Raw genomic sequence first — 26,142 nt, forward strand, 5'->3', positions numbered from 1 at the left:
ACATGACTTACACACTCAGCGCAGAACAACTCGAGATGTCCGCCGCCGTCGCGGACTTCCTCGACAAACGGTCACCGGAAAGCGAAGTGCGTCGCCTGATGGAAGCGGGGGGCGCGCCGGACCCCGCTGTGTGGGCACAGCTGACCGACCAGCTCGGCCTCACCGGCCTCCTCATTCCGCACGAGTACGGAGGTGGGGGCTTCGGATTCCTCGATTTCGCGCTCGTGGCCGAGAAGACAGGCGCATCGCTCCTGGTCGCGCCATTGCTGTCCACTGTGATGGCGTCCTGCGCAGTCGTGCTCTCCTCGAGCGAGGAACTCAAGGCGCAGTGGCTGCCTGCGCTCGCGTCCGGGAAGAAGACGGTCACGCTCGCTCTGGCCGAGGAATCGGGTAGCTGGGATGCCTCCGCGGTGACGACAACGGTCTCCCAGGACGAGGGCGCGCTGCAACTCACTGGCACGAAGATGTACGTCATCGACGGCCAGCACGCCGACCTCTTCATCGTGTCGGCCGTATCGGCGGATGGCTCGGTGGGCCTCTATGCGGTCCGGTCGGATTCATCGGGAGTGGAGCTCACCGCGCTGGAGACCCTCGATCAGACTCGCCCTCAAGCGCGTGTTCGATTCGAGGAGGTGCCGGCAGTCGCGCTGACCGATTCCGCCAGTGGTGCCGCGACCCTCGAACGCGTAGTCGCCATCGCCGGCGTGCTGTTGTCTGCCGAGCAGGTGGGCGGGGCGCAAAGGTGTCTCGACATGGCCGTCGAATACGCGAAGGTTCGCGTACAGTTCGGCCGCCCGATCGGCAGCTTTCAAGCAATAAAGCACAAGTGCGCAGACATGCTGCTGGATGTCGAATCCGCGCGCTCAGCGGCCTACCACGCCGCTGCAGTTCTCGACGGCCACGAGGATCCGGCGATCGCGTCGACTCTGGCTAGCGCGCATTGCTCGACTACCTACACCAAGGTCGCGGGCGAAAACATTCAGATTCACGGTGGTATCGGGTTCACCTGGGAACACCCTGCTCATCTGTACTACAAGCGCGCCAAGACCTCGGAGCTCCTGTTCGGAGATCCCGCGTGGTCACGCGAGCGGCTCGCCGTCCTGGTCGGTATCTAACTCAGCCCGATGGCCCGTCCGATGAACGGCATCACGATGTGCTCGAAGTCCTCGCGCGGAATCGATGCACCCCGCGACGCTTGATCGGCGGTCATCCCAGCCACCAAGTAGAAAATGGCTCGCGCATCGGCTTCAGGGTCATCCGATGTGAACTCACCCTGCGCCTTGCCCTCGCTGATGGCGTCGACGAGAGGTGCGACCATCCGCTCGGTGCAGCGGTCGATGGCCTCGGGGTACTCGGGCAGCAGCTCACGCCAGTGCGACGCGAACAGCGACGAAGGCTTGGCCAGGTCAGCGTGGTACGCCATGTCGATCGTGGCCGATACAAAGGCGCGGATCCGGTCTGAGGGCGTATCCGCTGCAGCGGTGACCCGACCCAGTTTGATGGCAGCGGCACCCAACTCTTGCTCGAGTAAGGCCAGTAGGAGGTCGCTTTTCTTGTCGAAATGCCGGTAGAAGCTTCGAGTCGACAGGCCGGCCTGGCGCAGCACGCCTTCGACCTTGAACCCCCACCAACCGCTGCGTTGGAGCACCTCCATCGCAGCACTCAGTAGTCGATGGCGCTCAAGCTCGGCCTTCTGGTCGGCTTCGGCTTGGCGGTTGGTCTCGTCGGCGGGGGATTGCGAGGAGGACACGCTGGACGGGCGTTCACCGATCGCCCCCAGTCCCCCCTCCACGGAACCCACTGCGGAGCGCGGCTTCGAGTGCATTGACGCCGTCATCGTGGCCCTCCATTCTCCGACCCTGGACGCCAGTGTAAGGCGCGTCACAACCTATCCAAGACACGGTGGTCGGCGAATGGCGCGCCGCACCTGGTCAGCTGAGGTCGGCGCAACAGACCGAAGCGCCGTTTTCACCCACGCATCTAGATGATGCGTCAGAACAACAGTTAACTACGAGTTGAGGCCGAATCCGCTCAGCGAGCGAAAACTGCGGGCCTACCCATTCATCCCAGTGTGCAAGGAAGTGAAAGATGCGTGACGCCGTCATCGTGGAAGCGGTCAGAACCCCCGTCGGCAAGCGGAATGGCGGACTGTCGACGATCGCGTCGGCAGACATGTCTGCTCTGGTGTTGAACGCTGTCGTGGAACGCGCCGGCGTCGACCCCGTAATCGTCGACGACGTGGTGTGGGGATGCGTCAGCCAAATCGGCGAGCAAGCGTTCGACATCGCGCGTAACGCGGTGCTGAGTGCGGGCTGGCCCGAGTCGGTGCCCGGCACCACTGTTGATCGGCAGTGCGGATCCTCACAGCAGGCGGTGCACTTCGCCGCCGCCGGGCTCATCAGCGGTCAATACGACGTCGTGGTGGCCGGAGGCGTCGAGTCGATGTCCCGCATTCCCATGGGCGCGTCGGCTGGTGACAGCTGGCCGTACGGAGAAGGCTTCCGTAAGCGCTACGGTGACACCGCGCCGCACCAGGGGTTGGGAGCCGAGATGATCGCCGACCGATGGAAGCTGTCGCGTACGCAGCTTGATGAATTCAGCCTGGAGTCGCACGAGAAGGCGGCGGCGGCACAGGACGAGGGTCGCTTCGATCGGCAGATCGTTCCTGTCCGTGCCGACGAGTCGACCTGGGTGAGCGCCGACGAGGGCGTCAGGCGCGGAGGCACCATCGAGGCGATGGCGAAGTTGCGCCCAGCGTTCAAGGAGGACGGCCGGGTCACGGCGGGCAACAGCTCCCAGATCAGCGATGGCTCCGCGGCTCTTCTCATGATGACGAGTGAGAAGGCCAGTGAATTCGGGCTCACCCCGATCGCGAGGGTGCACACCGCAGTGCTTGCCGGCGACGACCCGGTCATCATGCTCACCGCACCGATCGCCGCCACCGCGCGCGCTCTGAAGCGAAGCGGCTTGTCCATTGACGAGATCGGCGCCTTCGAGGTGAACGAGGCGTTTGCTTCGGTACCGCTGGCCTGGATTGCCGAGACAGGTGCCGACACCAAGGCGGTGAACCCGAACGGCGGTGCCGTGGCCTTGGGGCACCCGTTGGGCGGCAGCGGTGCCCGAATCATGACGACGCTGGTGCATCACATGCGCGACAACGACATTCGGTTTGGACTTCAGACCATGTGTGAAGGTGGCGGGCAGGCGAATGCCACGATCATCGAGTTGATCTAGTGGCCCTCGAGGCCCGCTTTCGGCAGAGGCTCAACTTGCCGGCGATCTGTGCCCCCATGTTCCTGGTCACGGGTCCAGAGTTGGTGGCCGCCTCGTGCAAGGCCGGCATCGTCGGCGCCCTACCGCGCCAGAACGCGCGCAGTATCGAGGTGTTCGAGGATTGGTTACGTCAAATCCGAACGGCCTTGGACGATTTCGCCGAGGCGAACCCGTCTGCTCGGATCGGTCCGTTGGCGGTCAATCTCGCCACCAACTTCAACGACGACGATCTCGCCGCGAACCTGACACTTTGCCAGCGTTACGGAGTCGACATCATCATCTCGGCGACGGGTAATCCGAGCGCGCTCGCCCAACGTGTACACGATTGGGGTGGTGTGATCTTCCATGACGTAACCAGCATGCGGTTTGCAGAAAAGGCGATTGCCGCAGGAGTGGATGGGCTGACCTGCATTGGCGCAGGCGGTGGAGGGCATTCCGGAACCGTCAGCCACCTCGTGCTGATTCCGAAGATCCGCAGCATCTTTTCGGGTGTGGTCATCATGGCCGGTGCCGTGACGAACGGCGCAGCCATCCGCGCGGCGGAGATACTCGGCGCTGACTTGGCCTATCTGGGCACGCGGTTCATCGCCACGCAGGAATCCCGCGCCAGTGACCAGTACAAGGCGATGCTGACGAGCGGTTCGTCGACGGAGCTGATGTACACCCCCAACATCGCGGGCGTCGCGGCGAATTGGATGACTGAGTCGATGAAAATGGCAGGGTTAGATCCCCGCAATCTGCCGAAGCCGTCGCGGGCCGGTATGACGCATTCTCATCTGCCCGAGGGTGTAAAGCCTTGGAAGAATGTATGGTCGGCGGGCCAGGGCATCGATCTCATCGACGATGTCCCGACCGTTTCCGAACTCGTATCCCGGTTGCGTGAGGAATACGTCGCTGCGTGCGATACACCTGACATGGCCGATGCAGCACGGCTCGTCGACGAAGCGATGACGTCCTGAGACCAGGCGCGCAACTCATCGAGATGTGAGGCGCAGCTGCACGGTAGATGCCCGGCGCGTGCCGACTAGGGTTGATAACCTGCGGCGGTGTTGCGCAAATGCCAGATCTGAGCGGGGCAAAGTTCCTGTGCCGCTTGGGCGATCAGATACGACGCTTGATAGGCGTCGGTTGTGTCGAAGTCCTTCTTGATAACCTCGATGACCTCCGGGTAGCCCTGACCCGCGGCAAGCTGATCACACAAGCCGTTGCCATATGCCAGTGCCTGATCCGCGTTCGCGAAGTTGTATCCGGGGCGCACAGTGACATTGACCAGATAAGCCACCGCATCGGCTCGTGAATCTGGAGCAACGGCCAAGGTGCCGAAATAGCTGCACAACGCCAGCGCCGCCCAGATACCAGAGAGCCGTTGCCACCGCATGATCTGCAAGCGTAGCTCTACTCGACTCATCGCAGGCACACCATCGAAATGTGGTTCGAGAATGGCCTTTTCGCCCTCATATCGGCGCCTTTGCCTGTGCCGGCGCAGCCCGATTGCGGTGGAATCGGCGTTTGCGCTGACGCGGCACAGGAGCGCAGTTGCACCTTGTATCGTTGCGCCGAGAGTGGTTCGAACGAGGACGGTTGTTGTCATGAAGGTACGTCTCGAAAAGTCAGCGTGCGCGGGTCACGCACTGTGCCATGGCGTGGATGAAGACCTGTTCCCTCTGGACGACGACGGGTACTCCGCGCTGCGTGATCATGACGTAGCCCCGGCCGATGAACAGCGCACGCGGCTCGGCGTCGCTTCATGTCCGGAAAGTGCGCTGATCGTCGAGGACTAGCGATGAACCGGCGCGGGAAGGGCCGACCGCGTTCGAGTGCAACAGGTCGCGATGCCACTTGCGAGCGTGCAATTCATTTGTGACGCGCGCGCCGTGGCGACGTCGGCGTGAGAATGCGGTTCCGCCGCCGGGGGTATTGCGGAAGCCGATGACGACCCTAGTGTCTGTTTAGCGAATAGAAGCGAGGGATCATCAGCATGGGCACCGCATTCGACGACGACGTCCTGTTCGAAGTCGTCGACCACGTCGCACGTATTACCTTGAACCGGCCGGCGCAGGGCAACTCGCTGACTCCGGAGATGATGGCCTGGTTCCGTGCGACGTGGCGGCGCATCGACGAAGACCCGGACATTCGCTGTGTCGTGATCACGGGCGCGGGACGCAAGCACTTCTGCACTGGAGCCGATCTCAGCGGTGTGAACGAACGTGGTTCGGTGGGAGTGGGGCTCGGCCGGGTGAACCAGGAACTGTCGCTGACGGCGCGGCAAAACAATGTGTGGAAGCCGACGGTATGCGCAGTCAACGGCATGGTAGTTGGTGGGGGTTTGCACTTCGTGGTGGAGGCCGACATCATCGTGGCGTCCACAACGGCGACCTTCCTCGACAGCCACGTGAACGTCGGCATGGTTGGCGCTGTCGAGAACGTTGGACTCGCTAAGCGGCTCCCGCTGGGTACGGCGCTTCGAATGACACTGCAGGGTAGGAACTTCCGGCTTCCGGCAGCTCGCGCCTATGCACTTGGCTTGGTGGATGAACTCGCCGAACCCGACGACCTGCTCGATACCGCCGACCAGATCGCTCGCGACATCGCGTGCAACTCCCCGCACGCCGTGTCGCTCTCACAACAGGCGATCTGGGGCTCACTTGAGATGCCGTACACCCAGGCCCTCGAGTACGGCTTCGGGTTGGTGAAGACGCAATGGCTTCATCCCGACTTCACTGAGGGATTTCGTGCCTTCGCCGAGCACCGGACTCCGCGGTGGCAAGGCGAATAGACCCGGTGACGCCGCCGGACATTCTCAGCTTGTTGGACCGCGCGGACATGCGCGGCCCGGCACTCGAGGACGCCACGCGATCGGTTGGCTACGCCGAGCTGGGGCCGAACGTACGCGTGCTCGCCGCCGCACTATTGCGTGCGGGCACGTCACCTGGAGACCGCGTGGTCGTCGTGCTGCCGAATTCTGCTGCGGCGGTGGAGATGTACTTGGCTTGCGCGCTCCTCGGGGCGATCTGGGTCGGTGTCAATCCCTCGGCTCCCGCGGCAGAACAGAACCGGCAATGCGCGGTAGTCGACCCCGCCGTCGTCGTGACCACCCGGGCGTTGGCGTCCAGTTGCACGTCGCTGGCCGGCCGTGTGGTCACCGTGGAGGAGCTCACCGATGATCCTGCGAGGCTGTACGAGGGTTCCCCGCCCGCGCCGTCGGTGCCTGTCGCGATCGGCTTCTCGAGCGGCACGACGGGCACACCGAAAGCCGTGGTGCACAACCGTGCAGCGGTGTCGCTGACAGCGTCGGTGATGGCCCGGGTGCAGGTGAGCCGCCACGACCGGGTCGGCGTCATCCTTCCCATGAGCATCCACAATCTGCTCGTCGTCGGGGCCCTGCCGGCACTGTTCACGGGCGCAACATGCGTCCCCGTCGAACGCATGAACGCGCGCGGCGTGGCGTCGGCGTGTCACGACCGGCGGCTGACCCACTTAAACGCTCTGGTCCCCACCACCATCTACGATCTGGTCCACGACGACGCAATCACGCCGCGGATGCTCGCTTCGTTGCGCCTAGCCGGAACAGGTGCGGCCGGACTCTCAGAGAAGCTGAGGGAAGCGTTCGAGGTGAAGTTCGGTGTTCGCCTCGTTGGCAGCTACGGCATGACCGAGGCACCAGGAGTCGTATGCATCGAAGATTGCGATGCTCCACATGAAGCCGGCGCGAGCGGCAAGGCGCTGCCGTACCTTCGCGTCGATGCGACAGATAACTCGGCGCGACGGTTGCCGCCAGGACATGAAGGCGAGCTCGTGGTGTCGGCGGTAGCCACCGGGGAGTTCGCTGATTTGTACCGTCCCGCCATGGGAGTCTGGACCGAAAACGGGTTGCGGCTCCGGATGCCCGCGGATACGTCTCTGTGCACGGGAGACCGGGGATGGGTTGGTGCCGACGGCAATGTGCATGTAACCGGCAGGCAAGCCGATGTGATCCTGCGCGGCGGTGTCAACGTCAACGCCGCGGAGTTAGAGGCCATTCTGGGTCAGCTGCCAGGCGTCCGAGACGTTGCGGTGACCGGTGAGCGCGACGAGCGTCTCGGACAGCGAATCATTGCGTTCGTCGAACCAACATCAGCAGGCGAACTGGATTCCGCCTCGTTGCGCCGTCAGGCGCAGGAGGTGCTGCCGCACGGCAAGGTGCCCGACTCGATAATCGTGCGAACCCTGCCGCGCAACGCCATGGGCAAGGTGGCGCGCAAAGAGTTGGCGGGCGGTGTTGCGTCCCGGGTGCCCTGATGGTTCAGGGCCGGTTCGTGACGCCCTGGTCGACGGCGAGCACCTGACCGGTGATGTATTTCGCGTCATCGCTTGCCAGGAACAGGACGGCATCGGCCATGTCCTCGGCGTCCAACCACGGCCGCCCCATGGGCATCATCGCCGAGAAGACCGGAATGGCGTCCTCGAGGGTGGGGCTTTCGAGATCGGGCCGGAACAGCCGAAACAGCTCGTCGTTCTTGGTCACCATCTCCGTGCCCACGGTGCCGGGCGCCAGCACGTTCACTCGGATTGCGTGCGGGGCCAATTCGTTGGCAAGCGTCTTGCCGACGGCGATCACACCCGCCTTGCTGGCGTTGTAGGGCGCAAGATTGCCGACATGCCTCATGCCGGCACCCGAACTGGTCAAGATGATGGATCCGCCGTTGCCGGCCTGCAGCATCGCGGGCACCGCCGCGGCCACGCTGTTAACGACTCCGGTGAGATTCGTTGCGATCACGGCATCCCAGTCCTGTTGCGGGACTTCCCATGTCGGACGGCCGGTCGTGACGATTCCTGCGTTGGCGATGAGGATGTCGAGCCGGCCGAATCGATCGATGCCACTCTTCACGGCATCGAGCAGGGCGTCTCGATCTCGAACGTCGGCCTTCGTGGCGAGTATGCGACGTCCGGTTCGCTCGACGGCTGCCACCGTGTCGTCGAGTTGCTCCGGGGTGGCCATTGGATAGGGTGCGCTGGCGTCCGGCTCGAGGGAGTCGACGCCGATGATGTCGGCCCCCTCCGCGGCGAGACGGACGGCGTGTGCCCGCCCCTGCCCCCGCGCGACGCCGGTGATGAATGCGACCTTGCCGGCTACCCGCGCCATCGGTCATACCCCCCGACGTGCGTTGGCGCGGATGATGTCCGGTCCCGCCGGATCGATGATGGAGTCGTAGCGGGCCATGTTGTTGGCGTGGCCCAGATTGTGCAGTCCGAAGGCGGCATCGATGGCAATGGTCTGCCCTTGTGCATCGAGGCTCTGATTGACGCTCGCCTTCGCAAGGCGCAGCCCGAATGCGGGCTGGGATGCGATCTTCACGGCCATCCGAAGCGCGAAGGCCGACAGTTCCTCATCGGGTACGACATGATTGACCATGCCGAGGCGCAACGCGTCGTGCGCGCTGATCGGATCACCGGTGAAGAGCATCTCCTTCGCCTTTCGGGCACCCACTTCCCAGGCATGCGTGAAGTATTCGTGCCCGTTGAGGTTGAATGCGACGACCGGGTCGGAGAAGGTGGCGCGTTCTCCGGCAATGATAATGTCCATCGGCCACAGCAGCATCAAGGCTGCGGCAATGCTGCGGCCGTGGGCCTCGGCGATCGTCGGCTTCGGCAGATTGCGCCACCGCCGACACAGCCCGAGATAGGCCTCGCACTCGAAGGCGAAGTGGCCCTCGGCAGCTGGCGCGGCGAACGCGCCCTCCATCGTCGCCACGGCGCTGCAGGGCATCGTCGATCCGGCCCGCAGGTCGTGGCCTGCCGAGAAGTCGGGACCATCGCCAGCGAGCAGGATCACCTTGATCTCGTCGTCGGCGGCCGCCGCGGTGAGGGCATCGTCGAGTTGATAGAGCAAGACCGGGTCCTGGGCGTTCCGTGCCTCGGGTCGGGCGAGGACGATCCGGGCCACGCCTGGTGCGGGATCCTCACGCCGGATGTACTTCTTGTCGCTCACAACGCTCCTAAATTGCTCATTGGACCGCCGCCGGAATGAGCGAGGCCCGGCCACGTGGTCGGGCCGGGTTCAGAGACCAACAGGGTCCCGAATCCGTCCGTGCGGCGTATGACGATGGTATGAACGTCAGCTGTCGGCGTTCAATACCGTTGCGGCCCCCCAGGTGAAAATTCAAATCTCGCAAACCAACTCACGCTAGTGCAGCGAGCCGAAGGCGCCGACGACTGCACCGCCGGGCGTCACCGGGCCCCCGGCAGGGGCTCGTCGCCCAGTCGCTTACCCGGTGTGAATGTCGCCGGCGCATTGATCCAACCGTTGATGACGCCGATACTCGTGTACCGCGTGGCGGCGTCGTGATCAATCCGGTAGTCGGGCATGCGTGCCAGTACACGGGTGACCATGGCGATCAACTCGCTGCGCGCGATGTGCGAACCGAGGCAGCGGTGCACGCCGATGCCGAAGGTGGTGTGCCGATTGGGAAATCGATCGAGCACGACCTCTTCGGGACACTCGAAGACTGTCTCGTCGCGATTCGCCGACGCCCAGCTGAGAAGGACGCGGTCACCGGTGTTGAGTTCGACGTCGCGGACCTTCACGGGTTTGGTCAGCGTGCGGGCAAGTGCTGGCTGCGGAGTGAAATAACGCAGGAACTCTTCACAAGCCTGCGGAATCATACCGGGTTCGTCGATCAACTGCTGTCGCGCAACCGGATTGTCCGCCAAGTAGATTAACGCGTTCACCGTCACCGCCGTAGTGGTGTCGAAGCCCCCCGCCATCACGAGGTTGACCATCGCCAACACCATCTCGGTGGCAACGGGCTCTCCGTCGATCTCGGCTCGCACCAGATCGCTGATGAGCCCTTCGCCGGGGTTCTTGCGCGTTTCCTCGATGATCGAGTGCACGCGGCCCAAGGTTTCCATGTAGCGCACCAGCAGCGGTTCCCGTTCATCGGGCGGCGTGTAGATGATCTTGTGCTGGATGTCGGCGTAGTCGTACCAGTCTTCGACGGGAAGGCCCAGGAACTCGCACGTGAACAGCGAGGGCACCGGGTTGGCCAAGTCGTCGACGAGGTCAAACGATCCCTTCTCGATTACCTGGTCGATGCACACGTCGACCCACTTCGTGACGCGCGGCGCCCATGTCTTGCTCACCGCGGGGGAGAAGAGCGGATTCAACAACTTTCGATAGGGCGTGTACTCCGGCGGGTCCATCTCGATCGGAAGCATCGGAACCGGCGCCGGGGGGATGATCACGCCCAGTGGACTCACCCCGTTGACGGTGTGCCCGGATGCGAACGCCTCGTCGTTCTTGGCCGCCGCTACGACATCGTCATAACGACTGAGCACCCAGAAGCCGCCGTGCGCGTCGGTGTGCGCCACTGGGCACTTTGCCCGGAGTTCGGCGTTGATCGCCGCCCCGTTTACCGCGTATTCCTCTGAATGGTGGTCGAATTCGACACTGGTGGTCGTTTGCTCGTCGAACACGGTCATCGGATCCTCTTCGTATGTGTGGGGGTGATTCAGGGCTTGTTGAGATTGCCTGCGTCGACGGGCAATTGAACGCCGGTGATGTACCGGGCGTCATCGGAGATCAAGAACAGCACCGTCTTCGAGACCTCTTGTGGCGTAAGAGCCGGAAGGGGTGCGTACGGCGCGTCGCGCGGCAAGTCCAGGTCCCTGAGTACGTTAGCGGCGCCCTGCAGGAACAGCGGCCAGTCCGGCGCTGCTTCCCAAGCATCAGGTGCGGAGGCCATTGCGGTCTGTACCCCCGTCGGATGAATCGTGTTGACCCGAATTCCGTAGGGCCCCAGCTCGTTGGCGAAGGCCTTCATCAGCCCGACGACGCCGTGCTTGCTGGCGACGTAGTGTGCGTAGGGCACTTGGCCTCGGATGCCTGCTGCGGAGCTGGTGATGACGATCGACCCGCCTCCGGCATCGATCAAGTGGGGCGCGGTGGCCTGTATGGTGTTCCACACGCCTTTGAGATTCGTGTCGACGACCAGGTCGTAGACATCAGATGTGATACTCAGCGAGCCTTCCTTGTGGAAGGTGCAGATTCCCGCGTTGGCGAGGACGGCATCGATGCGTCCGAATTCCCGAATACCCTGCAGCGCAGCGTCTTTGAGTGCTTCGCCGTCGCGGACGTCCGCTACTACGGTGAGGCAGCGTCGCCCGGTCTTCTCGACCAGGTTCTTGGTCTCCTCGAGGTCGGCTTCGGTGGCGTAGGGGTAGCGCACCTTGTCGCTTAGTTGTCGGCAAACGTCGACGGCAACGATGTCGGCACCTTCGGCTGCGAGTTCGACGGCGTGCGAACGGCCCTGTCCCGCAGCCGCTCCCGTGATGAAGACGACCTTGTCGGTAACTCTACCCATGTGTCGGAATATCCTTCCTCCAAGTGCACCGGTGGCTTGACGGAGTCAACACCTCACTGCAGCCCGATGTAGACGTTCTTGGTCCGCTGAAACTCACGTAGTCCCCAAATGCCGCCCTCACGTCCGAACCCACTTTGTTTCGTGCCTCCGAAGGGCGCGCCGGGAGGCACGATCGGGAAGCCGTTGACGGCGACACCGCCGGCGTCCAGGGCGGCCGCCATTGCGTGCGTTCGCCGCAAGTCGCGGGTGTGGATATAGGCGGCCAACCCGTACTGCGTGTTGTTTGCCAGGGCAACGGCTTCCTCGTCGGTGCCGAATCGCAAGATGCTCAGCACCGGACCGAAGATCTCGTTCTGGGCCAGGTCACTTCCCGGGTCGACGTCGCCGAAGACGGTCGGGCGGTAGTAGTAACCGTCGCCGAGATCTGCGGGCCGCTCGCGCCCGCACAGAAGTGCCCCATCCTTCGCATCGACGGCCGACTCGACCGCTTGACTGACACGTTCGAGGTGTGCGGCCGTCGCCAGCGGACCCATCAACGTGGCGGAATCCCAGGGGTCGCCCACACTGAGCGCCTGCGCGGCACCAACCACCCGAGTGACCATTTCGTCGTAGACGTCGTTGTGAAGCAGCAACCGGGTGGGCAGCATGCAGCCCTGTCCCGACAGGGTGACCAACCCGGCGCCGACGGCCATCGAGGCGGCCGCATCCAGGTCGGCGTCCGGAAACACGATGTTGGCCGACTTGCCGCCCAGTTCGAGCATTACCGGCGTCAGTGCCTGTGCCGCCGCGGTCAACACCTTGCGCGCGGTCTCGCCACCGCCGGTGAAGGTGATCTTGTCGACGCCGGGATGCGAACACAACGCCGATCCCGCTAGCCCATCACCGGGCACGACGCTCAGCACCCCGGGCGGCAGCCCCGCCTCGGCAGCGAGTTCGGCGAACCGCAGCGCGGTGAACGGCGCGTTCTCCGGTGGCTTGAGCACGACGCAGTTGCCGGCTGCCAAGGCCGGTGCCACCTTCATTCCAATCGCGATCAACGGGCCGTTCCAGGGGATGATCGTGGCGACCACGCCGAGGGGCTCGTCGCGGACGTAGTCGAGGGCGTCCCCGGAGGGGATCGAAACGACCTCACCCCCGGTCTTCCCGATCCAGCCCGCGTAGTAGCTGAACCATTCAGCAGCGAGCTGCGCTGCGCCCCCGGCCAGAAGGTTCGGAATGCCCATCTCGTGTGTCGCAATGGCAGCCAAGCGCGTGGAGTCGCCGATCAACCGTTGCGCGATCGCCAACAGAACATCCCGACGGCGGTTCAGATCGAGGTCGCGCCAACCAGGAAAGGCCTGGCGCGCCGCACTGACGGCGGCATCAACCTCACCGGCCCCGGCCAGCGGGACCACTGCCTGAACCGCTCCGGTGGCCGGATAATGGTGCTCGTAGCTGCCTCCGCCACCAGTGACCAGCTCGTCCGAACCGATGATGAGTCGGGGAGTGGGAAGGCTGTCTGGCAGGGTGCTCTGCACGGTGTCGTCCGATCCGTTCGACGAATGCGGAACCGACAGGGCTCCGCCTTTTGGGTGTGACGTAGGCCATCTTTCGGCGCGCCGTCACCGGGGGCAACGCCCTAGGTGAAAGTGACATTTGCGATTCGGCCCACCGTGACCGCGGCCCGGGTAATTGGAAAGGCCGCTTTCATCCGCCGTCCTAGTCAGCGCTCGGCGTGGTTCCTAGATTGACAATCACAACAACCCAGAAGGGAAGGTCTGCGCGTGAGCGGTCCACTAGACGGTTTCACGGTGATCGACTGTTCTCGAGGGCTGGCGGGGCCCCGCGCTACGGGCCTGCTCGCCGACTACGGTGCCAACGTCTGGTGGGTTGAACCCCCAGGCGGCGACCCCTTCCGCGAGGTGCTGGCCACCGAGTACGCGGTGTTCAACCGCGGTAAGCGCAGTGTGCAGGTCGATCTGAAAACCGACGCAGGACGAGATCGGCTGTTCGAACTGCTCTCGAGCGCGGACGTATTCGTCACCAGTTGGCGGCCCGGTGTTGCCGAGCGACTCGGAGTGGACTGGGAACGAGTTCACGCAACCCATCCCCAGCTCGTCATGGCTTCTATCACCGGCTTCGGCGAGGACGGCACGCTGGCGGAGGTGCCCGGCCACGAGGCGATCGTGCAGTCCTTCGTCGGGGTTACGGCAGATCAAGTCGGGCTACGCCCGCCGCCCATCTATGAGGGACTGCCGTTCGCCAGCATCGGGGCTGCCTACCTGGCCGTGATCGGATCGTTGGCCGCGCTCTACCGGCGCACCACCGACGGTCGCGGGCGGCACGTGCAGACGTCCTTGGTTGATGGCGCGTTGAGCTATCTGGGCATGGTGTGGGGCGATGCCGACGACGTCAACGCGGCACCGCCGATGGTGCCGGGAAGCATCCGATTGATATCGCGCTCCTTCCGCTGCGCCGACGACGAGTACATCGGCGTGCACACCGGAGCCGTCGGCGCCTTTGGTCGGTTGGTGCGAGAACTCGGTCTTGCCGACAGGCTTGCGGTTGCCGACGACGGGTCCGACATGCGGTCGCCCCTCAATGACGCTGAACGCAGGGTCGTCATGGAGGAAGTCCCGGCTCTGTTCGAGACGCAGCCCCGTGACGTGTGGCTCAAGCGTCTGCTGGATGCCGACGTGGCAGCGATCCCGGAATTGCGTCCAGGTCAGATCTTCGACGAGCCGCAGGTTCGCCACAACGGGATGGTCGTCACGATCGACGATCCGACACTGGGTCCGTTGGAGCAGGTCGCGCCCGCCATTCGATTCGACGGTTTTGTTGACCGACCGGCCAATGGGGCGCCCACCGTCGGGCAGCACGACCAGCAAAAGCCGACTAGGTCGTCGAGTGGGACTGCTTCCCAGCGCCAAGAACGAGGTGGCACGGCACCGCTGCTAGATGGTCTGCGGATACTGGATGCTGGCGCTTATTACGCGGGGCCCTTCAGTTCCCGGCTTCTGGCCGACCTCGGTGCCGACGTGATCAAGCTCGAGACGACTCTCGGCGACCAGTTGCGCGGGATCCAGCGTCCGTTCCGATCCGCCTCCGCCGGCAAGCGCGCCATCTCCTTGGGGCTGAAGGATCCGGACCTCTTCGAGGCGCGTGACGCGCTGATCAAATGGGCCGATGTGGTGCTGCACAACATGCGTCCGGGGGCCGCTGACCGCGTCGGCCTCGGCTACGAACACGTTCGCGAACTCAATCCAGACGCGGTGTACCTTTATGCGCCCGGGTGGGGCTCCACCGGTCCCGACTGCATGCGGCAGTCCTTTGCGCCACTGATGTCGGGCTACGTGGGAATCGGCTACGAGGTGGGCGGGCAGTTCAACCCTCCGATGTGGCCTCTTGGCAACGAAGACCCCGGAAACGGCCTCACTGGGGCAGTGGGCATCCTGATCGCGCTGTTGCATCGCAGCCGCGGCGGCACCGGGATGTACGTCGAGAACCCGCAATTGAACGCGACGATGACGCACGCGGCGCACATCGTCCGTCGTCCAGACGGAACGGTGCTGGGAGCAGAGCGCCTCGATCCGCTGCAAACGGGCATCGGGCCCTTGGACCGCTTGTACGAAACCAGCGACGGCTGGATCTGCGTCGTGGCGCTCAGCGATGACGAGATCCGACTGCTGGAGTCGGCGCTTGGCCTTTCGATCCTCGATGATCCGCGGTTCAGGACTCACGAGCTACGAATGCAGAACGCCTACGAGCTTGCTGACCTCATCTCAGAGTTGTTGATGGGCAACGACTCCCAACACTGGGAGCGTACGTTGCGTGCTGCTGGTGTGGCGGCCATCGTCCCCAAGACCGAGAACAACAATCAAGCCTTTCACCGCGACCCAGCCAATCTGGCAATTGGTCGCATCGCCCAGGTGTCCGACGGTCGGGGACTTTTCGTTCGTGAGGCCGCGACGATGGTCCGAGTCAGCGACGCGGTTCCCGCGCCGCACCGGCTCGCACCAGAGTTCGGCGCCGACACCGACGCCGTCCTGATAGACCTCGGCTACACGCCGGAGCGGATCGCCGCTCTTCGGGAGCGCGGCTCGATCAAGTAGGCGTCAGCCGCCGATGACACGCGCGTCGCGTAGCGAGGCGATCTCATCGGGAGAGACACCGAGTTCGAGCAGCAGCTCGTCGGTCTGCTCGCCGAGCGCGGGTGCGTGACGGCGAATTTCGGTTGACCGTTGTCCATCGACGAGCGCCGGCAAAGTCACATGAGTAAACGGTCCGGCCGTCGGATGCGTCGCTTCGACGAATGCGCCCCGTGAAGCCAGTTGCGGATCTGACCGCAACTCGTCGCCCTGCACCGCGGGTCCGATCGCGATGTCGTGCTCGGCAGCGAGCCGGATCCAGTCCGCCTGGGTCCGCGTCTCGATGACCTTCTGGATCTCGCGGCGAAGACTCTGGTCGACGTCATCTACTGCGAAGTCCACGGGACCCGCGTCGTGCTGACCGATGAGATCCTCCCGGTCCGCGAGCCTGCAGAAGTTCTCCCAGAACGCCGGTTCGATGCAGCAGAACAGCACGTACCGATCGTCTGAGGTGCGATAGAACTGGTACTTCGCGCTCGCCGTTCCGCCGGGATCGACGGGTGCGGGGAGCGACCGGCGATCGGCGATCCGTTCGTCGTTGAGCTGGTAGGTGGCGGCGATCCACGCAGAGGAGATCACGGCTTCAGATGCCGCGACGTCGATATAACATCCCCTGCCGGTGCGCTGGCGTTGCACTAGCGCCGCCGCAACGTGTAGCGCGGCGTAGGCGGCACCGGCCGCGGTGCCTTCCCCTCCCGAAGCGATTCCGTTGAATGCCTGCGGGCCGTGAAAGGGCCGTACGAGACCCGTTTCATCTGTCTGCAGTGGAGTCGCGCCTGCTGCTGCATTCATCATCTGCCCGTGCGTCGGGATGGCCGCGTACGGACCCGTCGCGCCGTATCCCGTGTATTGGCAGTACACGATCTGCGGTTGGCGGCGTTCCTGTTCGGCGTACCCGACACCGAGCTTGTCCAGTGCGTCGGCCGAGTTGCCGTCGACGAAGACATCGGCAGTCGCCAGCAACCGCCAAAACAGGTCGCGGCCGTCCTCTTTGCGAAGGTCCAAAGCCAAGCTTCGCTTGTTCTTGTTGACCTGCAGGTGGGCGGGGCTGTTGTGAGGTGTGACTTGACCGAGGAAGTCGCGAAGATAGTCGCCGCGGAAAGGGCTCTCAACCTTGATGACGTCTGCACCCAGGTCGGCAAGCAACACTCCGAGAGTGTCGCCGTTGAACAACTGTGCGGACTCCAGCACGCGTATCCCGCTCAGCAGTCCCATGCACGTATCCCTTCTGGAACGTTCGCCGAACCGATCTCAATGCTCAGCGTCACAGGACGAACTCGCGGTCGCGCATGTGCTCGGGAATTCGGGGATCGCGCTCGTGAATCTCGTTGGGTGGCAACGGAACCTCGGATATCACCGCCAAATACCGATTGTGATCGACGCCCCAGTTCCATCGGCCGATATCGTGGGCCGACCTTCGACCCGACATCGCTCTGACGAATTCGAAGCGGTCAGCCACCACGCACGACGTGGCGCGCCCGGTGCCGGCTATGGTGCCCCATTGTTCGACCGTTACGCGCAGCGGAGGCAGCCCGGCCGCGTCGACTCGATCGGAGAATCGACCAGACAACTCGTCGAGCGCGACCTTGATGGCGAGATCGTCTCGGGCCGCGGGACAATCGAGCGCGGCGCGAAGGTCGTGTTCACACATCGCGGCGTCGGTAATCAAGAAGCTCGCCAGCTCTGAATCCGATTCGACTTGTCTGCTGACGAGGTGGGCCGCCGCCTCCCAGGCCGTGATCAACGCCGTCAATGTCGCGCTGGGAAGTTCTCCGCCGATCGGACGGCTGAACGACCCTCGACAGAGGGCAGCAGCGTCGGTCGCGGCCCGAGTGCAGATGTCCGTTGCATGGGCGAGTACGTCGCCGATGGTCGCACCGGCCACCGTGGGCACGGCGGTGGACACCGCGTCGTCGGTAAGCGGGGCGACAAGTGCGCTGATCCGTTTGCGAGTGGCTTCCCAGATCTCAGGCAGTGCCCTCGGGCCGGGCGCGGTGGTATCGGCGCGCAATGTCCTCTCCTATCTCGCCACCGAACGTGACCGGTTGGGAATGAACGCACACACGGGGATACGCCGAATCTATAGCGACGTGGCCGTTGTTCAGGACGGCAGACCTCATGGAGCGTAGGCAGTTAGCAGCCCCCACGGGAAGAGGTCGCGGGCGGAAATGGCGTTTCGGATTGGGTAGTCCTTTTGACTCGTTGACGGTGCCATCATGGCTGGTAGGTCAGTTCGTGGCGGTGCCGTGAAACCTTCGCGGTGGCTGCATGATGGAAGAGGTGAGTGTCTGTGTTCACGTTGTTCAGCGTTGACGATCACATCGTGGAGCCCGCCCATGTGTGGACTGATCGGGTGCCGGCGAAGTTCAAAGACCGCGCTCCGCATGTGGTGGAGGTCGATGGCCGCCAGATCTGGGAGTGGGATGGCGGTCGCGAACTGACGATGGGACTCAACGCGGTCGCCGGAAAGCCTCGCGAGGAATGGGGCATGGAACCGGCGAGGTTCGAGGACATGATCCCCGGGTGTTACAACCCCGAGGAACGTCGCAAGGACCTGCTGTCCAACGGCATCTTCGCCTCCGTGTCGTTTCCGACGCTGCCGGGTTTTGGGGGTCGCAAGTTCGCGCTGTTCGACGACAAGGAATTGGCGTTGGCGTGCGTGCGGGCGTGGAACGATTACATGATCGAGGAGTGGTGTGGCGCCGGCCCTGATGTGTTCGTCCCGATGCACATCCTTCCGGTATGGGACATCGATCTCGCCATCAAAGAGCACGAGCGCTGCGTGGGGATGGGCAGCAAGTCCATTTGCTTTATCGAAGACCCACAGGTGGTGGGACTGCCCAACTTCCACGACGGGTATTGGGAACCCCTCTTCGCCGCTGCCCAGGCCGACGAAACGCCGATCTGCATGCACATCGGCTCCGGGGGCGCCCAAGTGACACTCGAGGGCTTGAACCCGATGACCGAGATTGCCGCGGCGTTCGCTAATGCCGCGCGTTCTTCAGTGAACCTCATGGTCAGTCCCTTGCTGCGCAGGTACCCCGATGCGAAGGTGGTCTGGTCCGAGGGCGGCATCGGATGGATCCCCGCTGCCATCGAGCGGGCTGACCGGCAGTGGGAGCGCCACCAGTATTGGTCGCACCTAGAGAACGCAAACATCAAGCCCTCTGAGGTGGCCGAGCGCAGTATGTATTTCTGCATGATCGAAGAACCGGTCGGCATCAAGTACCGCCACGACTTTCGTGTCGATCGGATCTTGTGGGAGTCCGACTACCCGCACGCCGATACTCCGTTCCCCAAGACGCAGCTGTCGGCCAAGGAAGTCTTCGACGGCATCCCCCAAGACGAGATCGACCTGATGACGCACAAGAACGCCGAAAAGCTGTTCAAGTTCCCCCTCAATCAGGACTTGATCGCCGCCTACAGCGCCACGACCTAACCAACGGCCGACGGGGCCCGACCTAGCGGAGCGCTCAACGCGGCCGTACTTCGAGGGTCGGGCGAGCAGCGTCGCCGAATACGCGTCGGTCGCCACGGACATATCACCCGGTTAGTGGGCATGCAGCCCCCGGCGACTTCCCGGTCGACGGGAACCACGACTGGTCGACCTGGGTCCGCCGTTCGACGCGATGGCAAGGGAGCTGGCTGCAGCCAAGAAGTAGCCATCGAGCGACGACCGACCGGGCTAGCCCGCGCATCCATAGTCCAGGCAGATGTAACGTCCACCTCACGAGACACAAGATCCCTCATGCAGCCTGATGCTGCATCGAATCATCAATAGCAGCAACATAATTCGGCGACACTACAGCGATCTGGTGTAGGCATCGCATCCGCCTTCAGTCGACACGGTGCCAACCAGCAAATTTGGCAGACACCGATTCAAGCCTGCAAACGCCGCTTTCGGTCGCCTATCTCGACATGCCGCTAACTAGCGCGCCACAATCGATGCATAACGAAATGTGGGCGTCACGTAGACGTTGCATTGGCTCTTTCGTAGAAGTGAAGGGAGCCGCCACCAATGACAATCGAACTTTTCAGAAGAGCGCCGGAGCTGGCGATGATGCGCCGCGGCGTAACGGTCTAGGGCTCTTGCCATGTGGACGCTCATCACAAGTGACGGTCGGCGAGTATCGAACATCGGCTCCGAGGAAGATGCCCGCCGGACGGCTCACACATTGGGTACGACGCAGTTGCGTGGCCCGTTCTCGTGGGATGCCGTTGACGAGCAGGGACGCCGGTTCGTCGTAGAGATCAGGCATTGGAGCGGCTGGCGGTCATGATTATGGGACGCAATCCTCGTACTCCAGTCGTTGGTGACACCGTTTTGTCCAGTGTTGACCGTCGCCGTGGTGCGGGCATCATCGTTGACTCAGATGCTATTCGCTACAAGGTCTATTGGCGCGACGGAAGGGACACCCTGCGTTGGCATGTGCGCGCCGAATTGACCGTTCCACGTTTGGATTACGGGGGCCAGTGGCCGTGACACTCAACGCGAGTACTGCGAGATCGCCACGCGTCGGTAGGCCAAGGAGGTAAGAGGATGGACTTCGAGATCGGCGATCAGGTTCGCCAAGGTATGCGCGTCGCAACGGTGACCGATGTGGGAACACTTCTGGTTCAGGTCAAGACATCCGAGGGTGTCGCGCGCGTGGCCTGCACGTGGGAGCTGGAGAAGATAGCGGCCCCACCTCAGAGGCTTGGCCGCCGCTTCCCCCCACTGTGAACCGGGGAAATTGGCGGTGGTAGCGGTGCAGAAGGCGGCGGAAGTCAACTTGGCCTGGGCGCTCATCGAGGTCGTCAAGCCTCGCCTGAGCCTTCATGAACGCGATTTCGTTTTCGTCACCATCGGTGCCGGAGATACATTCGCGGCAATTCGTCAACTTCTCGGATTGGTTGTCGCCAAGGGAATTCCGCTGCGGCCGCAGTTTGTGCACCTGTGCGCGACATGGCTGGACGCCTATGTCGGCCATGACCAGGAACGGTGTCTTAGTCGAGCCATCGAAGGGTTGTTGACGCCCTCCTCGATCCGGGCCGCGACGCTGACGCGGACGAGCTCTAGGCTCACGGCGCGGCACGGAAGGCCATCGGCAGTCGACCGCAGACTCGGGCCTGCTTCGGCCCCATCCTGACCACGCGCGGCGAGACGCTCATGGAAGCCCATCCTCGTCACGGGCCGCTCGTGGCTGAGGGCCAGCCCGCCGAAGAACATCAGCGTTGCGACCGCGCATATTCAAGCTCAGCGACGTAAGGCGCAGTTATCGGCAGTCATCCGGTGGGCCGGTCTGTCAGCGGGGCGAACATGTATCCGAAACCTTATGGGTAACAGCGGTTATCCATGCTTGGTGTCGCGGGGAGGGATGGACTCCGGATGCAGTCGGGCTACTGGGTCGTCGACTTGGCTGTAGGGCGGCGCAGATTGATCGCTCCGTGACGGACAGCATCTCAGAGATTGTCGTTACTGGCGGCTAGCGGCTCGATCGACTTTGCACTAACTCGTACAGCTGCGTCGCCCGGTCACGGACCGGCGAAATGCGCGCGGATAGCGCGGGCGGAAGGTCACTTCTCAACGCCATCAGTGCTTGATAGATCTTGCCCAATCCCTGCATGAGCGGCGTTGCCATGTAATCCTGGTGCATCTGGATGGCCAACAGGTCGCTAATGCCTGTATCAGCCGTATCGTATGAGCCTGTGTGCAATTGCGCGATTACCGCTATGGATTGCACAAGAATGCGGTCATAGTCGTTCGCGCCTTCCAAAAGGCCCGGGATCATCTCCACAACAGCGGCGTAGTTGTCAGCCTCTATGAGATCGTTGACCTCTTCTAGTAAGTCGTGCTGGCTGACGGTGCCACTCGTATCGAGCGCAATAAATTCTTCTAGGGCGTCAACGGCCTGTTGGACAGCTTGAACCGCCATGTATTCCGTGCGCTTTCTTAGGAATGCTCGAACTGATTTAGCCCTTTCGAACATTAATGAGCGGAGCCCGTCAGTGGCCGCAGCGACGTCAACGGACAGTATGAGAACCGTCGACATGCTGGCGAATGGAACGATGTATTCGACAGATTCGCCGGCGTTCGAGAGATCAACAACTGCAGAGGAGACCGCCTCAATCGCAAGCATTGTGGTTAGTGGGTTTGTTGGCAGCGCCTGCAAAGTCTCAACGGCTACTTTCGACATCTGAACTGACCCTGTCGCGTCGCCGCGCGCCCAGTAGCACTTCCCCAGTTCCAGCAGCAGCATAGCCTTGCAGTATCCGAAGACTCGATTGTGCTGCTCGCTCGCACTCGACAACGGCTCGTGTTCCGCCAAGAGGTCGAGTAGAGCCTCAGCATGCAGCAGCAGCTGGTCCACAGCAAAGAATTCAAGATCCGACCGCATGCCTTCGATCCAGCCGAGAAGCTGATGCATCAGCATGAGGGCATGGCTCTGAAGTTCGCCATGTCGTAAGCGATCAAGGTAGGAGATCTGAAGGATTTCGTGTACGAGCGGATGGATTGCGATCGTTTCGCTGGCCGCGTTTTGCGCCCCGGCGCCATCGACGTTCATGACTCTTTGAGCGATGCTCTGGGTGCGAAATGTCGAAATCACACTGCGCGATACACTTCGATCGACAGAAACAGGGCGCGGCCGATCGGCGAGATTTATTCTCCCTTCCTCGGGAGACGCTGAAATAATGAAATTAAGCGGGACCAATTCGGGAGCGAGGAGAGCGGCGTGTTCGAGAATTGCCGTCGCCCGGCGTCGCTCCTCCTCCGAAACCAACCCTTGACCGAGGTGTTCAACGGCCAATTTGATGGCTTGAAATGCGGTCCGATCGAATCCAGCCGGAATGGCCCGCATGTCGTCCAGCGCTTCTAGTCTCTCGAAGTAGTTGCTCGATAGTTCTTCCAGCGTCCCCTCCGCATTCCTGAAATACACTCCAGCCATGCTGACGGCGAGTGGGACGAGACCTAGCCGGGAGACGATTCCTGCGACCGTTCGTTTTTCGTACCCCTTGGGCAGACCCGCATAGCTTGCGAAGCAGGCGATCGCTTCATCCTCGGAGAACTCCTCGACTGGGAGCATTTGTGCTCGTGGGAACCAGCTACCCGTGCTGTTCGTCGTCGTGATGATGACCGCGCCATTGCCCATGGTTGGCATGTACTTCTGCAACGCCAGCATGGTGGGCGCGTTGTCGAACACCACCAGCCAGGGACCAGGGTGAGATGCGAGCGCCCCTACGAAGTCCGCTGACGCATCGGCGCCCTCCCCGAAATCCTTTCCGGTCAGGTCATGCGTGATCGCTCGAACCCGCGCGGCCGTGATCGACGGATCGCGCGCATCAATCCACAGAATGTTGCGAAATGTGTTGTGTTCAATGTGGCAGAAGTCAGCTGCCAGAGCGGACTTCCCGTTGCCGGTCCGTCCCGCCAGGATCGCGACGGATGGAGCGCGACCATCCGGATCCAACATCCCCTCCCGCGTGGTCGCGTCGAGTTGCTCCAGAAGTATGAGTCGGGGGACCGTCGCTTGGAATGTGGGGATCCCCGCGACAGGAACTCCCCAGTCGAATGCGCCTGCCGCCTCGGCAATCTCTCGATCCGGCATCGAGAGCGCGTCGATAATCTCAAGAGCCGTCAGCCTGCGCTCGGCTTCACCCGCGGCCGCGCTGAAGATTTTGTGGAGAAGAACTACCGCTACGATTCGGCAGCCGACGCGGCCTTGACTCTTCTTGTTCTCGGCTCGGAACTGGGTGACTAAGTCAACCAGCGAGTCGGTCAGCTCGCCGATGGTTCTGGAGTCCAGCGCAATGATCTCCGCGGTTGCTTGCGCTTCGTTGTTCTTCAACGAATACTCGATCAGATTTTCGCTTGCGTTTGTGACCACGCGTGAGTCTTGAAGAGGTTGCGACAGTGGGCGATTCGTCATCAGCCGGATGACGGGCGTCTTGCCGTCGTTGAGCTTGGCGAAGACCCTCTGCGCTTCTGGCGCCCCGATCGTGCGCCCCGTCCTAGACCCCTTCACCTGCGCCTTGATGGCGATTACCGCATCCTCTTCGATGGCGAAGTCGACGATGTCGTCGTGCTCTGCGGATTCCGCAAGAGATGCGGACTCGATGTGAAGTGCCATTGTGCCGACCTTGTCGAAGTTCTCGCGAAGATGGCGCAAGAAGAATTCGGCGGTGGTAACGAACTGAAAGTTGAAACCGTATGCGGCATTAGTCCCGCCATCGGTTGTAGTCACAAGCCCCGCCCATTCTTCAGTCATGCCGTCCACCGCGACAGCTATGGTGGCGAAGTTAGCAGCCCGGTATGACAGTTCCGCAGGTTTGATGAGCTGCGGAACCGCTGAGGTGCCTCCTACGTCCACCAGGCTTGAGGATTCTCGTGATGTTTTGGCCGGAGGTTTGCAACGCAGTGGTCCGAGGCCATGCTTGCCACTGTGGAGGTGTTCCGCTGCTCGAGCCATCTGTCATTGGTTCGTGCATTCCTGCCGAGAGGTGCAGATCGAAAGCACCGCCGAAGGAGAAGGCATGACTGCGTCAGAAACCCGTCAGGTCCTGCAGGGAACATTCTGGCAAGCCGAAACACCTGACCGCCGCGTCCCTGGCCGATTGACGCTCGACGGTCGGCCCGCACTCGAAACGGTCGGGCAAATATTTGTCGAGCGGGCGGTCGACGTCAACCTGGATCCGAGTGGAGCCGTGAGGAGGATGGCAGTCTCTGGTGACTCAGACGCCCTCGTTGACGATTGGGAACCTCGCAACATCCACGGTCAACTGGAAGACGGCACTCTCGTGTCGATGGTCGGCGCCCAGGGCGGCCGGAAGCGGAATAGCGGATTCATGATTCGGCAGTACCTACAGGAATTCCGGACGTCACGGCACGTGATCCTGAACGAGCACGTCGATGAGCAGCATACGTTTCACTGCGGCAAGTTCCGCGTAGTCGGGCCGAGTTGGTGGGGTTCAGAAGGTGGAGAGGCAAGCACGTCAGACGGTGGCCGGCTCCTGATCTCGCAGGACGGTGATGACCGCTGGTTCGAGTTCACGCCAGCGGACCCTATGACTGTCCGGGACTTCGACCGGCGCGTCCTGAGTCCAGTCGCGACCCTGGCATCTCTTGTAACAGACCGTCCAGCAGACGCCATCGCGCTTTCGGTTCGACTTTCAGCCGAATCGCCTTGGCGAGAGGTTCACAGGGCGGAAGAACCGGTGCCCACAAAGACGTCAGATCTTTTGGAACCCAGCTATCTCCGCGCCGATCGATTCGCCCGGTGGATCGACTTCCGGCGTCGGAGCGATGCATTGGACGCTGCGGCGATCGACGACCTCAGCGGAGTCGCGATCCAAACGGCCGTTCTTACCCTTGCCGCCGTAGCAGAGGGACTCCACCGCAGGCTAGTTGACGAAAAGAAGCGAGTGCCCGCGCTGTCGAAAAGCGATCTCGTGCAGGCTCGCCGTGCGGCGCGTGCTGCGGCTGTTGCTCGGGTTGGCGAGCTAGATCGGTCGGATCGCGAACCGCTTAGGCCGGTCGATATCGCCGAGTTCAAGCGCGCCATGAATGACGCGTTTGGGTTCATTAATGAGCCAACGTTTCGAACGAGAATGACCGATCTTGCCGATCGGGCGCGGGAAGCATTGCCGAACATTGTCGGCGATTTCGCCGATTGGCCGAGAGCAGTGCACGAGGCGCGAAACATATTGGCGCATCAGGGAACACAGAGACACGACGAAGCGATTGACCAGTTCTACGACCTCGTCATCGCGCTTAGTTACTCGTTGGCCTGGGTCCTCCGCACAGTCCTGCTTCTAGAGGCTGGGTTCGACGTCGCGACACTCCAGCGCGCGTATCGAGATTCGTCTCGGTACAACCATCACCTCGCAAACGTCAGGAACCTGCTCGCTGGAAGCCCGTACGCCGCACTGACCCCCACCGCCGCTGCGGAGAGTTGAGCAGTGGAACTCGATTTCATCGACCTTCGCCGCGGCTCTGCCGACAAGTACTCGTGGATCCCTCCATTCGACTCGGCGGTCGTGTACGAGAACGAGCAGTGGTGGGACGAGGTGAAGTACTACTACGTGCGCGAGCCCTGGTTTGTCCAGGTGCTGGAGGGCGGTGTGGAGGTGGCGCGTGTTGAGCTGGATGACCCTGGCGGCATCAACCCGACCTACACCGACGTGCCTGCGATCGGCGCCGAGCGTCTGGAGATACAGCTCATCGAAGTGGCCACCGCTGCGCGAGAACGCCATGTGGCTACCCATGTCGTGCGCGGTCTTGCACAGCGGCATCCGGGCCGTCGGCTCTTCGCATACAGCGAGAACGCCGACGCGTTCTGGGACTCTCTGGACTGGGACAGATTCGACCATCCCGACGGACGTCACCGGCCGCTGTTCATCCAGCCTGTTCGGTAGGTGCCGGCGGG

General features: G+C 62.8%; 22 protein-coding genes. 12 read left to right on the forward strand and 10 right to left on the reverse strand.

Annotated features, from left to right (window positions below; all coding sequences use genetic code 11):
• The first annotated feature begins 2 nt into the window (after window positions 1-2).
• Window positions 3-1,115 (forward strand): acyl-CoA dehydrogenase family protein, encoded by a 1,113-nt coding sequence (locus D6M19_RS18930; protein WP_123026794.1) that lies wholly within the window; start codon window positions 3-5, stop codon window positions 1,113-1,115.
• Here the strand turns inward: D6M19_RS18930 and D6M19_RS18935 are convergent.
• Complete coding sequence (locus tag D6M19_RS18935; protein ID WP_234834936.1) at window positions 1,112-1,837, reverse strand: TetR/AcrR family transcriptional regulator; 726 nt, start codon at window positions 1,835-1,837, stop codon at window positions 1,112-1,114. The genes D6M19_RS18930 and D6M19_RS18935 overlap by 4 nt on opposite strands.
• Window positions 1,838-2,088: 251 nt before the next feature.
• Between D6M19_RS18935 and D6M19_RS18940 the strand changes: the two genes are divergently transcribed.
• Together D6M19_RS18940 and D6M19_RS18945 are read left to right on the forward strand one after the other, a co-directional pair.
• Window positions 2,089-3,234: a thiolase family protein gene (locus D6M19_RS18940; protein ID WP_123026795.1), complete on the forward strand. Its 1,146-nt coding sequence runs from the start codon at window positions 2,089-2,091 to the stop codon at window positions 3,232-3,234.
• A complete protein-coding gene (locus D6M19_RS18945; protein ID WP_123026796.1) occupies window positions 3,234-4,232 on the forward strand; it encodes an NAD(P)H-dependent flavin oxidoreductase in 999 nt (332 codons plus the stop codon). Before D6M19_RS18940 ends, D6M19_RS18945 begins: the two co-directional genes overlap by 1 nt.
• Window positions 4,233-4,297: 65 nt before the next feature.
• On the opposite strand, the gene D6M19_RS18950 is transcribed toward D6M19_RS18945, so the two are convergent.
• Window positions 4,298-4,651: a DUF732 domain-containing protein gene (locus D6M19_RS18950; protein ID WP_123026877.1), complete on the reverse strand. Its 354-nt coding sequence runs from the start codon at window positions 4,649-4,651 to the stop codon at window positions 4,298-4,300.
• Between the two features lie 211 nt (window positions 4,652-4,862).
• Between D6M19_RS18950 and D6M19_RS18955 the strand changes: the two genes are divergently transcribed.
• The 3 genes from D6M19_RS18955 to D6M19_RS18965 all read left to right on the forward strand — a co-directional run bounded on the left by D6M19_RS18955 (window position 4,863) and on the right by D6M19_RS18965 (window position 7,551).
• Window positions 4,863-5,054: a ferredoxin gene (locus D6M19_RS18955; protein WP_123026797.1), complete on the forward strand. Its 192-nt coding sequence runs from the start codon at window positions 4,863-4,865 to the stop codon at window positions 5,052-5,054.
• A gap of 197 nt (window positions 5,055-5,251) precedes the next feature.
• Window positions 5,252-6,049, forward strand: coding sequence for an enoyl-CoA hydratase/isomerase family protein (locus tag D6M19_RS18960; RefSeq protein WP_123026798.1), 798 nt, complete (start codon window positions 5,252-5,254; stop codon window positions 6,047-6,049).
• A 5-nt stretch (window positions 6,050-6,054) separates the two neighbouring features.
• On the forward strand, window positions 6,055-7,551 hold the full coding sequence (locus tag D6M19_RS18965) for a class I adenylate-forming enzyme family protein (protein ID WP_123026799.1): 1,497 nt from the start codon (window positions 6,055-6,057) through the stop codon (window positions 7,549-7,551).
• A gap of 4 nt (window positions 7,552-7,555) precedes the next feature.
• On the opposite strand, the gene D6M19_RS18970 is transcribed toward D6M19_RS18965, so the two are convergent.
• From D6M19_RS18970 to D6M19_RS18990, 5 genes are all read right to left on the reverse strand, one after another.
• On the reverse strand, window positions 7,556-8,395 hold the full coding sequence (locus tag D6M19_RS18970; RefSeq protein ID WP_123026800.1) for a mycofactocin-coupled SDR family oxidoreductase: 840 nt from the start codon (window positions 8,393-8,395) through the stop codon (window positions 7,556-7,558).
• Between the two features lie 3 nt (window positions 8,396-8,398).
• The gene (locus D6M19_RS18975) at window positions 8,399-9,241 is read right to left on the reverse strand and encodes an enoyl-CoA hydratase (protein WP_123026801.1); all 843 of its coding nucleotides are present in this window, start codon (window positions 9,239-9,241) and stop codon (window positions 8,399-8,401) included.
• A 239-nt stretch (window positions 9,242-9,480) separates the two neighbouring features.
• A complete protein-coding gene (locus D6M19_RS18980) occupies window positions 9,481-10,731 on the reverse strand; it encodes a cytochrome P450 (RefSeq protein WP_123026802.1) in 1,251 nt (416 codons plus the stop codon).
• A gap of 29 nt (window positions 10,732-10,760) precedes the next feature.
• The gene (locus D6M19_RS18985; RefSeq protein WP_123026803.1) at window positions 10,761-11,612 is read right to left on the reverse strand and encodes a mycofactocin-coupled SDR family oxidoreductase; all 852 of its coding nucleotides are present in this window, start codon (window positions 11,610-11,612) and stop codon (window positions 10,761-10,763) included.
• Between the two features lie 53 nt (window positions 11,613-11,665).
• On the reverse strand, window positions 11,666-13,129 hold the full coding sequence (locus tag D6M19_RS18990; RefSeq protein WP_123026804.1) for an aldehyde dehydrogenase family protein: 1,464 nt from the start codon (window positions 13,127-13,129) through the stop codon (window positions 11,666-11,668).
• 246 nt (window positions 13,130-13,375) lie between these two features.
• On the opposite strand from D6M19_RS18990, the gene D6M19_RS18995 reads away from it, so the two are divergent.
• Window positions 13,376-15,703, forward strand: coding sequence for a CaiB/BaiF CoA transferase family protein (locus D6M19_RS18995; RefSeq protein ID WP_123026805.1), 2,328 nt, complete (start codon window positions 13,376-13,378; stop codon window positions 15,701-15,703).
• Between the two features lie 3 nt (window positions 15,704-15,706).
• On the opposite strand, the gene D6M19_RS19000 is transcribed toward D6M19_RS18995, so the two are convergent.
• Both D6M19_RS19000 and D6M19_RS19005 read right to left on the reverse strand, forming a co-directional pair.
• Entirely contained in the window at window positions 15,707-16,954 is a 1,248-nt protein-coding gene (locus tag D6M19_RS19000) for a CaiB/BaiF CoA transferase family protein (protein WP_123026806.1), read from the reverse strand.
• Window positions 16,955-17,003: 49 nt separating this feature from the next.
• Window positions 17,004-17,750 (reverse strand): hypothetical protein, encoded by a 747-nt coding sequence (locus D6M19_RS19005; RefSeq protein ID WP_123026807.1) that lies wholly within the window; start codon window positions 17,748-17,750, stop codon window positions 17,004-17,006.
• A 273-nt stretch (window positions 17,751-18,023) separates the two neighbouring features.
• Between D6M19_RS19005 and D6M19_RS19010 the strand changes: the two genes are divergently transcribed.
• From D6M19_RS19010 to D6M19_RS19020, 3 genes are all read left to right on the forward strand, one after another.
• A complete protein-coding gene (locus D6M19_RS19010; RefSeq protein ID WP_234834938.1) occupies window positions 18,024-19,178 on the forward strand; it encodes an amidohydrolase family protein in 1,155 nt (384 codons plus the stop codon).
• A gap of 1,101 nt (window positions 19,179-20,279) precedes the next feature.
• Window positions 20,280-20,462, forward strand: coding sequence for a hypothetical protein (locus D6M19_RS19015; RefSeq protein WP_123026809.1), 183 nt, complete (start codon window positions 20,280-20,282; stop codon window positions 20,460-20,462).
• Window positions 20,463-20,487: 25 nt separating this feature from the next.
• A complete protein-coding gene (locus D6M19_RS19020; protein WP_164478579.1) occupies window positions 20,488-20,868 on the forward strand; it encodes a hypothetical protein in 381 nt (126 codons plus the stop codon).
• A 336-nt stretch (window positions 20,869-21,204) separates the two neighbouring features.
• Here the strand turns inward: D6M19_RS19020 and D6M19_RS34845 are convergent, their stop codons facing one another.
• Complete coding sequence (locus D6M19_RS34845) at window positions 21,205-23,985, reverse strand: tetratricopeptide repeat-containing protein (RefSeq protein ID WP_234834939.1); 2,781 nt, start codon at window positions 23,983-23,985, stop codon at window positions 21,205-21,207.
• A 265-nt stretch (window positions 23,986-24,250) separates the two neighbouring features.
• Here D6M19_RS34845 and D6M19_RS19030 point away from each other — a divergent pair, with 265 nt between their 5' ends.
• Window positions 24,251-25,672, forward strand: coding sequence for a HEPN domain-containing protein (locus tag D6M19_RS19030; protein ID WP_123026878.1), 1,422 nt, complete (start codon window positions 24,251-24,253; stop codon window positions 25,670-25,672).
• Window positions 25,673-25,675: 3 nt separating this feature from the next.
• Window positions 25,676-26,131 (forward strand): GNAT family N-acetyltransferase, encoded by a 456-nt coding sequence (locus D6M19_RS19035; RefSeq protein WP_123026811.1) that lies wholly within the window; start codon window positions 25,676-25,678, stop codon window positions 26,129-26,131.
• Window positions 26,132-26,142 lie beyond the last annotated feature (11 nt).

The organism is Mycolicibacterium stellerae (assembly GCF_003719305.1).
Lineage (GTDB): Bacteria > Actinomycetota > Actinomycetes > Mycobacteriales > Mycobacteriaceae > Mycobacterium > Mycobacterium stellerae.